Source organism: Meridianimarinicoccus aquatilis (genome assembly GCF_004358675.1).
Taxonomy (GTDB): Bacteria; Pseudomonadota; Alphaproteobacteria; order Rhodobacterales; family Rhodobacteraceae; genus Meridianimarinicoccus; species Meridianimarinicoccus aquatilis.
Genome location: NZ_SMZO01000035.1, coordinates 1 through 13641 on the forward strand (window position 1 = coordinate 1; position 13641 = coordinate 13641).

The 13641-nt window shown below is 59.9% G+C and carries 14 protein-coding genes; 12 read left to right on the plus strand and 2 right to left on the minus strand.

Features of this window, described 5'->3' with window-relative positions; all coding sequences use genetic code 11:
* The first annotated feature begins 89 nt into the window (after positions 1-89).
* The 9 genes from E2L05_RS20815 to E2L05_RS13995 all read left to right on the plus strand — a co-directional run bounded on the left by E2L05_RS20815 (position 90) and on the right by E2L05_RS13995 (position 9203).
* Complete coding sequence (locus E2L05_RS20815; protein WP_165971774.1) at positions 90-251, plus strand: hypothetical protein; 162 nt, start codon at positions 90-92, stop codon at positions 249-251.
* Positions 252-322: 71 nt separating this feature from the next.
* Complete coding sequence (locus E2L05_RS13960; protein WP_133343521.1) at positions 323-637, plus strand: DUF2834 domain-containing protein; 315 nt, start codon at positions 323-325, stop codon at positions 635-637.
* Positions 638-805: 168 nt separating this feature from the next.
* A complete protein-coding gene (locus E2L05_RS13965) occupies positions 806-2062 on the plus strand; it encodes a Coenzyme F420 hydrogenase/dehydrogenase, beta subunit C-terminal domain (RefSeq protein WP_133343522.1) in 1257 nt (418 codons plus the stop codon).
* Between the two features lie 195 nt (positions 2063-2257).
* A complete protein-coding gene (locus E2L05_RS13970) occupies positions 2258-3781 on the plus strand; it encodes an ABC transporter substrate-binding protein (RefSeq protein WP_243721989.1) in 1524 nt (507 codons plus the stop codon).
* Positions 3782-3964: 183 nt separating this feature from the next.
* Complete coding sequence (locus tag E2L05_RS13975; protein ID WP_133343524.1) at positions 3965-4369, plus strand: DUF6795 domain-containing protein; 405 nt, start codon at positions 3965-3967, stop codon at positions 4367-4369.
* Between the two features lie 31 nt (positions 4370-4400).
* A complete protein-coding gene (locus E2L05_RS13980; protein WP_133343525.1) occupies positions 4401-5546 on the plus strand; it encodes a lipase family protein in 1146 nt (381 codons plus the stop codon).
* Between the two features lie 55 nt (positions 5547-5601).
* Positions 5602-7155: an ABC transporter substrate-binding protein gene (locus E2L05_RS13985; protein ID WP_133343526.1), complete on the plus strand. Its 1554-nt coding sequence runs from the start codon at positions 5602-5604 to the stop codon at positions 7153-7155.
* A gap of 123 nt (positions 7156-7278) precedes the next feature.
* Positions 7279-8259: an ABC transporter permease gene (locus E2L05_RS13990; RefSeq protein ID WP_133343527.1), complete on the plus strand. Its 981-nt coding sequence runs from the start codon at positions 7279-7281 to the stop codon at positions 8257-8259.
* Positions 8259-9203, plus strand: a complete 945-nt coding sequence (locus tag E2L05_RS13995) for an ABC transporter permease (protein ID WP_133343528.1) — start codon at positions 8259-8261, stop codon at positions 9201-9203. Before E2L05_RS13990 ends, E2L05_RS13995 begins: the two co-directional genes overlap by 1 nt.
* Positions 9204-9213: 10 nt before the next feature.
* On the opposite strand, the gene E2L05_RS14000 is transcribed toward E2L05_RS13995, so the two are convergent.
* Positions 9214-9408 carry a hypothetical protein gene (locus tag E2L05_RS14000; protein WP_133343557.1) on the minus strand — a complete coding sequence of 65 codons (195 nt, stop codon included), beginning with the start codon at positions 9406-9408 and terminating at the stop codon, positions 9214-9216.
* A gap of 239 nt (positions 9409-9647) precedes the next feature.
* On the opposite strand from E2L05_RS14000, the gene E2L05_RS14005 reads away from it, so the two are divergent.
* Positions 9648-10634, plus strand: coding sequence for an ABC transporter ATP-binding protein (locus tag E2L05_RS14005; protein WP_133343529.1), 987 nt, complete (start codon positions 9648-9650; stop codon positions 10632-10634).
* The gene (locus tag E2L05_RS14010) at positions 10631-11599 is read left to right on the plus strand and encodes an ABC transporter ATP-binding protein (protein ID WP_243721987.1); all 969 of its coding nucleotides are present in this window, start codon (positions 10631-10633) and stop codon (positions 11597-11599) included. The genes E2L05_RS14005 and E2L05_RS14010 overlap by 4 nt, the downstream gene beginning before the upstream one ends.
* A gap of 8 nt (positions 11600-11607) precedes the next feature.
* Here E2L05_RS14010 and E2L05_RS14015 read toward each other — a convergent pair whose 3' ends face one another.
* A complete protein-coding gene (locus E2L05_RS14015; RefSeq protein ID WP_133343530.1) occupies positions 11608-12504 on the minus strand; it encodes a LysR family transcriptional regulator in 897 nt (298 codons plus the stop codon).
* Between the two features lie 93 nt (positions 12505-12597).
* Between E2L05_RS14015 and E2L05_RS14020 the strand changes: the two genes are divergently transcribed.
* Positions 12598-13578 (plus strand): NAD(P)-dependent alcohol dehydrogenase, encoded by a 981-nt coding sequence (locus tag E2L05_RS14020; RefSeq protein ID WP_133343531.1) that lies wholly within the window; start codon positions 12598-12600, stop codon positions 13576-13578.
* Positions 13579-13641 lie beyond the last annotated feature (63 nt).

The following is a 13641-nucleotide window of genomic DNA, read 5'->3' on the forward strand; positions in this document are numbered from 1 at the left end:
GGCACGGGCGGTGTCGGGGCCAGCGTCGGCGTTGGCCCTGTGCGCGTCGGTGTCGGATCGGGCAGTTGGTGGCGTTTGGGGCTGGGCCTATGAGCCGCGCAGTGCCGATCCTTCTGATTGCACTTGTCGTGCTTTCGGCGTGCGGGCTTGATGGTGCGCCGACACGTCCCACATCGGACCCAGAGCCCGCGCCGCAACCGGGCATCACCGTCAGTGGTTCTGGCTATTCCGGGGTTGCGGCCCGTTTGTGACAGGGGTGCTTATAGCGGGACTTGGCAGGTGAGTGCACTACCTTGTTGCAACCTGATATATGGAGGTTCCGATGCGAGTTCTGCCCTTGATCTACCTGGCTCTTGCGATCTGGGGCGCGGTGCACCCGATGTATTGGTTTGTCAGTTACATGTCGTCCAATCCGGGCGGGCTGTCCGGGTTGATTGATGCTTGGTATGTCAACGACAGCACCACTGGCTTGACGTGGGATTTGACCATCGCGGCCATCGCGCTGACGCTTTGGGTCTTGGTGGAGACGGTTCAGCGCAAGGCGTGGGTCCAGCTTGTTGCGATCCCGGCGACCTTTTGTATCGGCGTGAGTTGCGGGCTGCCTTTGTTCTTGTTCCTGCGTTCCCGCGCTGAGTAGACGGGTGGAATGGCAAGCGACGCTCCCGCCCGTCGTCGACATCGTGCGATGTCTCCTCCCGTTGGGCGTGGCGCGCCCGTACCGGGCGCGCGGTCCCGCGTATCGGTGGAGCCTTTCCAAAAACCATCGGGAATGGACTGGCGCCATCGGTGCCGGTAGGCAAGGCATATGAGCGACCGACCACAGACCGCCCCGCATGTCCTTCCCAGCCTCGCAATTGGCGGCGCAGCGCGGCCCGGTCTGTGCACGGATTGCGGTGTCTCGCGCATCGGCGACGGGAAAGCGTGTGGTCGCGCCTGCCAATTTATTGCACCGGACTATGGCGCATTGGAGAGGGCCGTTCACGGACGGACGGCCGCCAGTGACGGCGATGAATCGTTCTTTGGCGTCATCCGCAGCATGCAGCGTGCGCGTCTTGCGCCACCAGCGCCCGGGGCACAGTGGACCGGTTTGACCACGGCGATCGCGGCGCAACTGTTGGAAGCCAGGTCAGTGGATGCGGTGCTGACAGTTGCACCAGATCCGCAAGACCGTTGGAAGCCACGCCCGGTTATCGTCACGGATCCTGCGGATCTGGCGCAATGCCGGGGGATGCGCATGGGGTATGCTCCGCTGCTATCTGCACTGGAACCTGCCCGCGCGGCGGGGCATCGCCGCATCGCGCTGATTGGCATCCCGTGCCAAGTATATGCGCTGAGGGCGCTGGAGGCGGAGTTGGGGTTCGATGCGATCACCGTGATCGGCACCCCCTGTTCGGACAATACCACCACCGAAAATTTTCATCACTTCCTGTCCCTGCTAGATCCCAAACCGGACACGATCAGTTATTTGGAGTTTCGCACGGATTTCAAAGTGGAATTGCGTTTCGACGACGGGCGCTCCCCGCGTTTGGTGCCTTTCTTGAGCTTGCCGATTTCTGCGCTGCCAGAGGATTTCTTTCCTCTGACGTGCAAGACCTGCGTGGATTATACCAACCGTTTGGCGGACGTAACGGTGGGGTATATGGGGGGTAACGGTGACCAGTGGGTTATCGCGCGCAACGAGCGGGGTGAGGCGGCTCTCAGGGCGCTTGGTGCCCGGCTGGCCGTGCGTCCGCTTACGGATAGAGGGTCACGCGCCGGGGCGGTCAAAGGGTTTCTGGCGAACACAGCGCGCGCCGCGGGCGGGATGCCATTGCGGCGCATGCCAAACTGGCTGCGACCCATCGTGTCGTTCCTGCAGCCTCGGATTGGCCCGCGTGGCTTGGAGTTCGCCCGTGCGCGGGTCGAGATGAAAGCGGTCGAGACTGTGCTCCATTTGCGGCGCGTTCACCCCAAACGGATGAAAACGATGGTGCCCGACTACGTGTGGCATTTGGTAAAGCCCTACGGTTTGTCCCCAACCAAAGGAGAATGTTCTGTCGAGCCGCCTCGCAAGGGTGGCTAGGAACTGTGCAGTCCGCCCTCAGGCGATGTCACCGGACGGGCTTGCGCCGCATTTCGCACAAGCCGGGGCTTGCGCCTTTGGCAAAGCGTCTACATGCTTTGGGGTTAAGAAAAACAAAACAGGGAGCTACCACCAATGACTGGAACCCCCGGCCTTGTCGCCGTCACATTGCTTGCCACGACGGCGTTAACCACAATGGCCCCAGCCGAAACGCTTCGTTGGGCGCGTGCCGGCGACAGCCTCACGCTGGACCCACACGCACAGAACGAAGGCCCAACACACACTGTTGCGCACCAGATCTACGAGCCGCTTCTGATCCGTGACATGACCGGGTCGTTCGAGCCAGCCTTGGCCACGGAATGGGCACCGTCGCCCGATGACCCCAATGTTTGGATCTTCAAGCTGCGCGAGGGCGTGACGTTCCACGATGGCGCGACCTTTGACGCCTCTGACGTGGTGTTTTCGATCAATCGCGCCAAAACGCCAGACAGCGACATGAAAGAATTGCTGACGTCCGTGGTAGAGGTGCGCGCGCCTGACCCGATGACCGTTGAAATCGTGACCGACGGTCCGAACCCGATCCTGCCCAGCAACCTGACGAACCTGTTCATCATGGATGAAGACTGGACCGTGGCAAACGATGCCGTGAAAGTTCAGGATTACGAAGGCAACGAGGACACGTTCGCGGCGCGCAACGCCAATGGCACTGGCCCTTACATTCTGTCGAGCCGCGAGCCCGATGTGCGGACCGTTCTGACGCAGTTCCCCGACTATTGGGGGAAGGACCTGTTCCCCATGGACGTAACCGAGATCGAGTATACCCCGATCCAGAACGCAGCTACGCGGGTTGCTGCACTGCTCTCGGGCGAGGTTGATCTGATTCAGGACGTTCCGGTTCAGGATTTGGCCCGCGTTGCCGGCACAGATGGGCTTGAGGTGCGCACAGCGCCGCAGAACCGGGTGATTTTCCTTGGTCTGAACATGGGCGCTGATGATCTGGACAGTGACAACGTTGAGGGTGTGAACCCGTTTGCTGATGCGCGCGTCCGCCAGGCGATGAACCTTGCTATCAACCGCGAAGCTATTCAGCAGGTCGTCATGCGCGGCCAAAGCCAGCCGGCGGGCATGATCGCACCGCCCTTTGTCAACGGCTGGTCAGAAGCGCTGGATCAGGCGAGTACCGACATTCCAGCGGCCAAGGCTTTGATGGAAGAGGCGGGCTATGGTGACGGTTTCACGGTTCAATTGGACTGCCCGAATGACCGCTACATCAATGACGAAGCGATCTGTCAGGCCGCCGTGGGCATGATGGCGCAAATCGGGATCGACGTCGCGCTGGATGCCAAGCCGAAGGCGCAGCACTTCCCACTGATCTCAAATAAGACCACCGATTTCTACATGCTGGGCTGGGGCGTTCCGACCTATGACAGCGAGTATATCTTCAACTTCCTGGTTCACACGACAGATGACGAGCGCGGTTCGTGGAACGCGACCGGCTATTCCAATGCAGATCTGGATGCGAAAATCGAATCGCTGGCGTCGGAAACGGATCTCAGCGTGCGGAACGCGACCATCGCCGAGATTTGGGAAGTGATCCAAGCTGAGACCTTGTACCTGCCGATCCACCACCAGGTTCTAAACTGGGGTATGTCTTCGAAGGTCGGTGTCCTTGTCGACCCGGAAGATCAGCCAAAAATCAAATACATCACGATGAACTGAAGATCATACCGGGCGGTATCGCCGCCCGGTATGGCTTCCCCGCCTTGTCATCTTGGTGCCTTCCCCACAGGCTAGGCATCACGAACGAGATCGGGTGAAATGGTGCAACGTCGGATCAAACTGAGACGATTGTTCTTCGTGGCCCTTTTGGGGGTCGCGATTTTGGCATTGGGGACAAATGCTATGCTGGCAAAAACCTATGTCATGGCTTCTGCCCTGCACGGCGTGTTGGTCGACGAGGCCGGAACGCCGGCGGCTGGGGTGCGCGTGACCCGCAGGTGGACCTGGGGGTGGAATAGCCGAACCGATAGCAGTGACGTGATCACCGATGCGGAAGGGCGCTTTTCATTCCCCGAGGTCGCGGTGTCGCCGGGTTTGACGGGGCGTCTGCCACATGCACCGGGTATCGGGATCGAGGTGTCGGCAGAGATCGCCGGTGCCGAGTTGATCCTTCTGGATTTGAAGAAACGAAATTACGACCGGGATGGCGAATTGGACGGCAAGCCGTTCAAGATTCGATGCCGGACAGACATTGAACCCGACGCGAGGGGCTTTTTTTGGGGCACATGCGAACTTGACGACAGTTAAGCCGCCGGTCGGGCAGTAAGGGATTTACGTCATGGAAATATCGCCAGGTCTTGCCGCCACTCTTGCCGACGCCGTTTACGGCGTGCGCGAGCAGGGGAACGTGCGCCGAGCTGTGGCGCGGCAGATCGGTAGCCCGGAGGTTCTGGAAGACGTGTTCGACGTGTCCGGCGCGGCGGTGGCTGGAATGTCTGGTGGAAGGCTCTTGGGTGCAAAATCGGGCTTTGGCATGGTTCTTCGGGGGCGCGGACCGCTAGAAGGTCATATGGCTGTGGTCACGCGCGGCACCGAAACCCAGCAGGACTGGCTGAGCAATGCCAATGTCGCCTATGACACGGGGCCGGGCGGTTTTCCCGTTCATGCCGGATTTTCTCGCCTTTATGCGTCAATGAAGGACGACGTCAACGCGTCCATGCGGGGCAAGGACCCCTCCCACATTCATATCGTTGGCCATTCCTTGGGCGGGGCGGTTGCAAACCTCTTCGCGGCGCAGTTCAAGCTGGAAAATCGCGGCGATGTACATCTTTACACATTTGGCGCGCCCCGGCCTGGGCACGGGGCTTTTTCGCGGTTCATGACGTCAGAACTGGACGCAACACACCATCGTCGGGTGTATTGCGGTGCCGACCCGGTGCCGATGGTTCCGACATGGCCCTTCATGCACGCCCCGATAGACATGCCCGGATTACGCAGTCCGCACGGGGGCAGCCTGATGTCGATCGAGGCGCACCGCATCCCAAGCTATCGCAACGCCCTGTACGGGTACACATGGCGCGAAATGCAGGCGGCGCAGGGAGAAACATCGTTCAATGACACGTTCGAATACTGGATTGGCAAGGCGCAAAGCCCGTCTTTTGGGATGATGTCCTCGGGGCTGATCTGGGCGCTTGGTCGTGCCCTGAGGGCGCTGTTCCGGGCCTTGTCCGTTGGGTTGGTACTTGTTGGCATTCCAACGCTGACAGCGATCGATCGTCTGGCGGGACTGATGTTTGGGGCGGCTCAACGATCTTCCGAAACCGAGCAGAATCTGATGCAAGTGGTTGCCGGTTTTGGCCGTTTTCTGGGTTACGCTGCGATAGATGGCATCAATCTTTCCGCTGCGCTTCTGTCGCACATCTTCACATCGGTCTATCAAGTTCTGGCCCGCCTCGCGCGCGGTGCGCTGAACGCACCGGCCTGATATCGAACGCCGGTTCAAAAGCTGACCAGCACACACCTTTTCAAGGAGATCACAGATGGCACGTCTTTCCCTCGCCGTTGCCCTTACCGTTCTTGTCGGCACTACGACGCATGCGTCTGAATTCCGCTGGGCATCCACAACAGACCCTCAGACCATGGATCCGCACGCTGTCAATTCGACTCCGGTGCTGAGTTTTTTGAACAACGTCTATGAAGGGCTGGTGCGACGAGGCAAAGACATGACACTTGAGCCGTCGCTTGCCACCTCGTGGGAGCCGCTTGAAAACGGCGGCGGCTGGCGCTTTTATCTGCGCGAAGGCGTGACATTCCACGACGGTAGCGCGTTCACTGCCGAAGATGTGCTCTGGTCGTATCAGCGCGCCTCTAGCGTATTGGCTGATACGGCAAGCTGGTTCTCGCCCGTGGCGGCCATGGTCGCGAAAGACGATTACACGGTTGAGATTCGCACGAAGGCACCGAACCCGATTTTTCCGGACAGCATCGCCAACTGGATGATCATGGATAAAGGCTGGTCCGACGCAAACGAGGCGCAATATCCGGCCAAAGACGGCGAAAACTATGCCACGCTGCATGCAAATGGCACTGGTCCCTTCCTGTTGGTCGAACGCGATCCGGGCCTGAGCACCGTACTGGAGCCCAATTCCGACTGGTGGGGCGAGGCAGAGCATAATCTGACCCGTGCCACGTTCACCCCGATCCAGAACCCGGCAACTGCCGTGGCCGCGCTTTTGTCGGGGGATATCGACATGATCAACCCGGTGCCAATTCAGGATGCGGCGCGGCTGGAACAAGCCCCCGGTGTGGACCTGATCCGCGGGACCGAAACGCGTGTGATCATGCTTGGGTTTGATCAAACCTCGCCAGAGTTGTTGTCAGGGGCCGGACCAAACCCATTTCTGGATGAACGCGTGCGCAGGGCCGTGTCCATGGCGGTGAATGTGCCCGCGATCTTGCAAACGATCATGCGCGGCAGTGCCGAGCCCGCGTCGCAACTGGTGCCTGCGGGCCTGCGCGGCTATTCTGAAGCCAACGCAGCACGGCCCGACCTTGATCTTGACGGTGCGCGCGCGCTGCTGGCCGAAGCTGGGTATCCCGATGGGTTCAGCTTCGAGCTGAAGTGCACAAATGACCGCTATCTCAATGACGCGTCGGTGTGTCAGGCCGTGGTGGCGATGCTCGCACAAATTGGGCTCGAAGTGACGTTGGATGCGATGCCGGTTCGCAATTACTGGACCGAGTTGCGGGCAGATAATTTCGACATGTATTTGCTGGGATGGTCCCCCGGCACGTTCGACGCAGAGCACCCGTTGCGTTTTCTAGCGCACACGCCTGTTGCTGATCTGGGTACTTGGAACTTCGGGGGCTATTCCAACGCGCGAATTGATGCGTTGTTGCCGCTGATCCAATCGGAAATCGATGAAAGCGCGCGTCAGGCCATGCTGGATGAAACCGCCGCAATCCTGCAGCAAGAGGTGGCTTATGTGCCTTTGTACGTTCAGCCGCTTTTGTGGGGGGTGCGCGACGGTATCACGGTCACCCAGCGGCCGGACAATTTTTTCATGCTGCGTTGGGTGAACCTGGCGGACTGAGTGCACTTGAGACCTGGCAGGGCGATGCTTTCAAACCGTTTGCCCTGCCAGCGCAACGCAACGTAAATCCTTGACCTGCGCGGCCATCCCCGGTCTGGTGGATGAGCGACAGACGGAGAAGACATGCTTGCATATATCCTGCGCCGGGTCTTTCAATCGGCTGTTGTGCTTTTGGTTGTGGGACTGGTCGCATTTTCCATGTTTCGCTTTGTTGGCGACCCGGTCGACAACATGCTGGGCCAAGAACGCACCCAAGCAGATGTTGAACGGTTACGCGAAACGCTTGGTCTCGATGACCCTTTCCCGGTCCAGTATTGGAATTTCCTCGGCGAGGCGTTTCAGGGTAATTTCGGCATGTCCTATCGGCAGGGTCGGCCCGTGGCTGAAATCCTGATGGAACGTGCGCCTGCGACGCTGGAACTGGCGGCTGTGTCGGGCTTGTTTGCCATGAGCCTTGGCATAGGCCTTGGTGTTTTTACCGCGATCAGGCGAGATGGATTTGCCGCCAACGCAATCATGACCGTTTCCTTGGTCGGGGTGTCGTTGCCCACCTTCCTGATCGGGATACTTCTGATCTATCTGTTCTCCGTTGAGCTGGGATGGCTCCCAAGTTTTGGCCGCGGCGATGTTGTGCGTGTGGGGGGATGGTCCACCGGCTTTTTGACGGAAAGCGGGCTCAAGGCGCTGATCCTTCCGTCCATCACGCTGGGATTGTATCAGATGACCCTGATCATGCGTCTTGTCCGGTCTGAGATGCTTGAAGTGCTTCGCACCGATTATATCCGCTTTGCCCGTGCAAGGGGATTGCGCGAGCGCACAGTCAATTTCCGTCATGCGCTGAAGAACACCATGGTGCCGGTCATTACCGTGACCGGGCTTCAGCTTGGGTCGATCATCGCGTTTGCGATCATCACCGAAACCGTCTTTCAATGGCCAGGTGTGGGGCTTTTGTTCATCAACGCGATCCAGTTCGTCGATATCCCCGTTATGGCCGCCTATCTGATGCTGATCTCGGTGATGTTCGTTGGCATCAATCTGATCGTCGATCTGCTGTATGTTGCAATTGACCCGCGTTTGCGCGGCGATACGGCGCGGGGGCACTGATGACTGACTTTCCCACAAACCAAACTCAGCCCGGCCGTTTCCGGCGCGCGTGGAACAGTGACCTTGGCTGGTCCTTTCGCCACGCACCGGTCGCGATGGTGTCTTTGGCGGTGGTTCTTGTGCTGGTGTTGGCGGCGGTATTCGCACCGCTGATTGCGCCGCATGATCCGTTTGACCCGTCCACGTTGAACCTGATGAACGGGTTTTCCAAACCGATGGAGCCGAACGCCTTTACCGGCGACACCTTCTGGCTTGGCACCGATGACCAAGGCCGGGACGTGTTTTCAACAATCCTTTATGGGATGCGGATTTCTCTTTTTGTCGGTGTGATGGCGGTGGCTTTTGCGATGACGCTCGGTATCACGCTTGGGCTGATTGCCGGCTATCTTGGCGGCTGGGCGGATACGATCATCATGCGCGTGGCCGATGTGCAGCTGACCTTTCCCGCAATTCTGGTTGCCATGCTGGTTTTTGGCATTGCCAAGGGCGTGACCCCGCCCGAGTACCGCAACGAAATGGCGATTTGGGTGCTGGTCTTTGCGATCGGTCTGTCGGACTGGGTGCAATTCGCGCGCGTTGTCCGGGGGGCAGCCATGGTTGAGAAAAGCCGTGACTACGTTGCCGCCGCGCGGTTGATCGGTCGGTCACGCAGCGCGATCATGCTGCGCCATATCCTGCCGAATGTTCTGTCGCCCGTGTTGGTCATCGCCACGATATCGCTTGCTTTGGCCATCATCGCCGAAGCAACGCTCAGTTTCCTCGGCGTGGGCGCGCCGCCAACCCAGCCAAGCCTTGGCACACTGATCCGGATCGGGCAGGGTTTTCTGTTCTCGGGGGAGTGGTGGATTCTTGCCTTCCCTGCGGCGACCCTTTTGGCGCTGGCGCTGTCGGTGAACCTGCTTGGTGACTGGTTGCGTGATGCGCTGAACCCGAGGTTGCGGTGATGGGCGCGGTTTACTGCGCGTTCAAAGCGTCAAACCGGGCGCGTCGGTCCAATTGCGGGCCCATTGTGCACCATTCCCCTTCATGGGCGACATATGCGACATCGCCTTCGGTCGCGTGGACAATGACGCGTCCCGGTTCGGTGGACACGAGATCGGCTCCGATGATGTTCAAGAACAGGGCAAGAGCTTCGGCAGAGATACACATGGTCAATGATCCTTTCACTAAGCCGTCCGGCGCATTTTCATCCCCCCATTGCGCCACGTCGTTCATGGTGACGGATAAGGGGTGCTGTGACGCTGTCAGAAATGCTGCACCGCAGCAAAGTGATGTGCCGCGCGTCCCTTTCGCCCTTGAAAGTAGCATTTTTCAGGATTTTGCCCACAATTTAAACGCCCAAAGGCCGAAGTGCGCCGGGGTCCGGCCCTATGATGCAGGAGTTCGCTTTGACTGAGCCAACGCTATCCCTGCGGGGCCTCACTGTTGAAATACCGACCCGGCATGGGCTTTTGCGGCCCGTCGACAAGGTGAGTTATGACATAGCGCCGGGTGAAATCCTCGGCGTTGTTGGCGAAAGTGGCGCGGGAAAATCCATGGCGGGCAACGCTGTGATTGGCCTGTTGAACCGGCCCGCGCGGATCGCGGGCGGCGAGGTTTGGCTGAACGGCACCCGGATTGACCAACTCGGGCGCGAACCCATGCGCAAACTGCGCGGCAAGCAGATCGGCATGGTGTTTCAGGACCCGCTGACAAGCTTGAATCCGCTTTTGACGGTGGGTGATCAGATTTCCGAGACGATTCTTGAACATTTGCCGCTTTCTCGCGCCCAAGCCCGCGAACGGGCGATTGCGGCTCTGGATGAGGTCGGAATCCCCGCAGCGAAGGACAGGGTGGACAGCTATCCACATGCGTTTTCCGGCGGGATGCGCCAGCGGGTTGTGATCGCGCTTGCGCTCTGCGCTGAACCCTCGCTGATTATCGCAGACGAGCCGACAACGGCATTGGATGTGAGCGTCCAGGCTCAGATTATCGCCTTGCTGAAGCGTCTGTGCCGGGACCGGGGCACGGCGGTGATGCTGGTGACGCATGACATGGGTGTGATTGCCGAAGCCGCGGATCGCGTGGCGGTCATGTATGCCGGGCGTCTGGCCGAAATCGGCCCTGTCGCAGATGTGCTTGGCGCGCCGCGTCACCCCTACACCGTCGGGCTCATGGGCTCGACCCCCGGCGCGTCACGGGGGCAGCGGCGCTTGACCCAGATCCCCGGCGCGATGCCCCGCTTGGGTGCGCTCCCGCAGGGGTGCGCGTTTCACCCAAGGTGCCCCCGGCGCGGTTTGAATTGCGATGTGGATCCTGCGCCCGGGCTTGAGGCCGATGGCGACAGGTCGGCGTGTTGGTTTCCCGTGTCGGACAGCGAACAGGTGCCCGCATGACGGATGAAACCAAAGTGCCGTTGGTTCGGGTCAGCAATTTGACGCGCATCTTTGATGTGTCCAAGCCATGGCTTAACCGGGTGATCGAACGGCTTCCGCGTGCGCGGCTGACGGCTGTGTCCAATGTCAGCTTCGATATTCCCGATCGCAGTGTGTACGCGCTGGTCGGTGAAAGCGGGTCGGGCAAGTCCACGATTGGCAAGATGGTCGTGGGGCTGTTGGACGCGTCAGAAGGCGAGGTTGAGGTGCGTGCACCTGACGGTCAGGACGATGCCAGAGGGGCGGGCCGGACAGGCGTTCAGATGATCTTTCAAGACCCGTATGCCAGTCTCAATCCCCGGTGGCGTGTGCGTGACATTATTGCCGAGCCTGTGGCGGCGCGCGGCGGCGACACAAAGGGCGTCGCCGAAGCACTGCTGGAACAGGTGGGCCTTTCGGTCGAGGATGCCGGCAAGTTTCCTCATGAATTTTCCGGCGGACAGCGCCAGCGCATCTGTATCGCGCGGGCTTTGGCGGACAACCCGCGTTTGATCGTGTGTGACGAGCCGACCTCGGCGTTGGATGTGTCGGTTCAGGCGCAAGTGCTGAACCTAATGTCTGATCTGCGCGAAGAGTTCGGTCTTACATATCTGTTCATCAGCCACGATCTGACGGTTGTGCAGCACATGGCCGACACAATTGGAGTATTGTATCTGGGCAGGTTGGTCGAAGAGGCGGGCGCAGACGATCTGTTCGAAACGCCCCGCCATCCCTACACGCAGATGTTGTTCGAAGCCGCGCCTCGCATGGATGCGTATGGCCGCGATGTAGAGCCGCCCCAGGGGGAAATTCCGGACCCGATCAATCCGCCAACGGGCTGCGCGTTTCACCCGCGCTGCCCCCGCGCCGTGGACCGCTGCGCCGCAGAGCGCCCTGAGATGCGCCGCGTCGGCACGTCTCGCGTGGCATGCCATCTGGCCGAATGAGTCCGGGTTCAAGCGGGCGGGCGCGACAAAGCGTCAGCCAAGGCGTCAAACACGGTTCTGACCCTGCGCGAGCTGTGCAATTCGCGGTGAGTCGTGAGCCAGATCGGGAAGACCATAGGGGCCATTGAGGGCAGGGCGCGGCGCACGGCCGGTTCGCGATCTCCCACATGTTCGGGTACGATGCCGATGCCGACCCCAGATTTGCACAGTTCCCAGTGAACGATATGGTTCGCGGTGATGATCGGAAAATTGCGCAGCTCAAGCATGATCCCCTGTTCTGCAAAGGCGTTCCGCATAACATCGGTATCTTCGAACCCGATGAAGTCTGCACGCGACAGGTCACTCGGCTCGACCACCGGGCCGATCCTGTCCAGATAGGCGGGCGTTGCGTAGAACCGGCCTTGGTCGTCGCGCAGTTTGCGGGCGATCAGGTCTGGTTGCTGCGGGCGATAGCTGCGGATGGCAATATCCGCCTCGCGGCGCTGAATGTTCAGGGTCAGATTGCTGGCGATGATTTCGATGTTCAGACCAGGATACGTGCGGCGCAGGTCCGCGATCACTGGAGGTAGCAGATGTGTTGAGTAGATCTCGCTGGCTGTGATGATGATGTCCCCTTCAACGCTGTTGGCGCGCCCCGTTGCGGCCAATGACACACGGCTTGCTGCAGCGCCCATGGCGCGCACATGGTCCAGCAGATCAAGCCCTGATGGGGTAAGCACAAGTCCTTTGCCGACCCGGTCGAACAACAACACGCCAAGGTCATCTTCAAGTGCAGCAACCTGCCTGCCCAAGGTGGGCTGTGCCATGCCCAGTGCCCGTGCTGCGGCAGACAGCGACCCTTCCTCTGCCGTGACCAAAAAAGCCCGTGCGCGGTTCCAGTCAAATTTCAATGCGCGCCAATCCATGCATTTTTGCATATCACTTGGAGAAATTCAGTCAATTTTGTTTAATGGAATTCGCGCGTACCTAGGTGGCGGAAACTGTTTTGGAGCAGAGAAATGAAAGCAGCCGTCTATCACCGCTATGGGCCACCGAATGTCGTGACCGTTGCGGAAACCCCGCGCCCCGTTCCGGGCCCGTCTGACGTTTTGGTTGAAGTTGCGGCAACTTCCGTCACCACGGCTGACTGGCGCTTTCGTGCTTCGGCGTTTCCCGGCGGTCTGTGGATATTTGGCCGCCTGATGTCCGGGCTACGCAAGCCACGCCAGCCGGTTCTGGGCCGCGATTTTTCTGGCAAGATCGTTGCGGTCGGCGAAGAGGTGACGCGTTATGCCGTGGGACAATCGGTTTTTGGTGTTTCTCTGAAAATGGGGGCGCATGCGGAATTCCTTGTCATGCCTGAAAACGGGGTGATGGTGCCTTTGCCAGAGGGCGCGGCTCCAGTTGATGCCGCCGCGTTGCCGTTCGGGGCCATGTCGGCATTGGTGTTCTTGCGGGACATTGCGCAGGTGACGCTGGGTGAACGGGTCTTGATCACAGGGGCGTCGGGCGGTGTGGGTGTCTATGCGGTTCAGATTGCACAGTCTTTGGGTGCAGAGGTCACAGCCGTGGCCGGACCGGGCCGCGAAGCGGTACTGCGGGATCTTGGTGCCGCGCATGTGCTTGACTACACGGCCGGGCCCGTCGTGTGGCGGGGGGATCGGTATGATGTGATCTTCGATACGGTGGGAAGCCTGAGCTTTGCACAAGCCAAGCCAGCGCTCGCCAACAATGGGCGCTTCGTGCCGCTGGAATTTGGAGTTCAGGATTTGATGCGTGCAATCTGGTCCTGGATACGCGGCGGCAAGCGCTTGCTTTTGGCCGTTGCCCCCGACCGCCAGGCAGATCTCAAAGCGGTCGCTGAAATGTGGCGGGATGGGGTTCTGCGCCCGGTGGTTGACGCCCGGCTGCCGCTTGCGCAGATCGCGATCGCACATGCTCGCGTTCAAGAAAGGCACAAAGTCGGTAGCATGGTGATCGACATGACGTTGGCGGAGTAGCTCTGAGCAAAGCCTTTGTATTGCGCTGCTTTTCAAGTTGCTTGATCCTATGGCAACCAACCG

What these genes read in the sequence shown, in the direction of transcription:
- E2L05_RS14000 (WP_133343557.1), bottom strand. Translation starts at nt 9,408, where the DNA reads ATGTGTATCTCTGCCGAAGCTCTTGCCCTGTTCTTGAACATCATCGGA.
- E2L05_RS13995 (WP_133343528.1), top strand. Translation starts at nt 8,259, where the DNA reads ATGACTGACTTTCCCACAAACCAAACTCAGCCCGGCCGTTTCCGGCGC.
- E2L05_RS14010 (WP_243721987.1), top strand. Translation starts at nt 10,631, where the DNA reads ATGACGGATGAAACCAAAGTGCCGTTGGTTCGGGTCAGCAATTTGACG.
- E2L05_RS13985 (WP_133343526.1), top strand. Translation starts at nt 5,602, where the DNA reads ATGGCACGTCTTTCCCTCGCCGTTGCCCTTACCGTTCTTGTCGGCACT.
- E2L05_RS20815 (WP_165971774.1), top strand. Translation starts at nt 90, where the DNA reads ATGAGCCGCGCAGTGCCGATCCTTCTGATTGCACTTGTCGTGCTTTCG.
- E2L05_RS14015 (WP_133343530.1), bottom strand. Translation starts at nt 12,504, where the DNA reads ATGGATTGGCGCGCATTGAAATTTGACTGGAACCGCGCACGGGCTTTT.
- E2L05_RS13965 (WP_133343522.1), top strand. Translation starts at nt 806, where the DNA reads ATGAGCGACCGACCACAGACCGCCCCGCATGTCCTTCCCAGCCTCGCA.
- E2L05_RS14020 (WP_133343531.1), top strand. Translation starts at nt 12,598, where the DNA reads ATGAAAGCAGCCGTCTATCACCGCTATGGGCCACCGAATGTCGTGACC.
- E2L05_RS13960 (WP_133343521.1), top strand. Translation starts at nt 323, where the DNA reads ATGCGAGTTCTGCCCTTGATCTACCTGGCTCTTGCGATCTGGGGCGCG.
- E2L05_RS13975 (WP_133343524.1), top strand. Translation starts at nt 3,965, where the DNA reads ATGCTGGCAAAAACCTATGTCATGGCTTCTGCCCTGCACGGCGTGTTG.
- E2L05_RS13990 (WP_133343527.1), top strand. Translation starts at nt 7,279, where the DNA reads ATGCTTGCATATATCCTGCGCCGGGTCTTTCAATCGGCTGTTGTGCTT.
- E2L05_RS13970 (WP_243721989.1), top strand. Translation starts at nt 2,258, where the DNA reads ATGGCCCCAGCCGAAACGCTTCGTTGGGCGCGTGCCGGCGACAGCCTC.
- E2L05_RS13980 (WP_133343525.1), top strand. Translation starts at nt 4,401, where the DNA reads ATGGAAATATCGCCAGGTCTTGCCGCCACTCTTGCCGACGCCGTTTAC.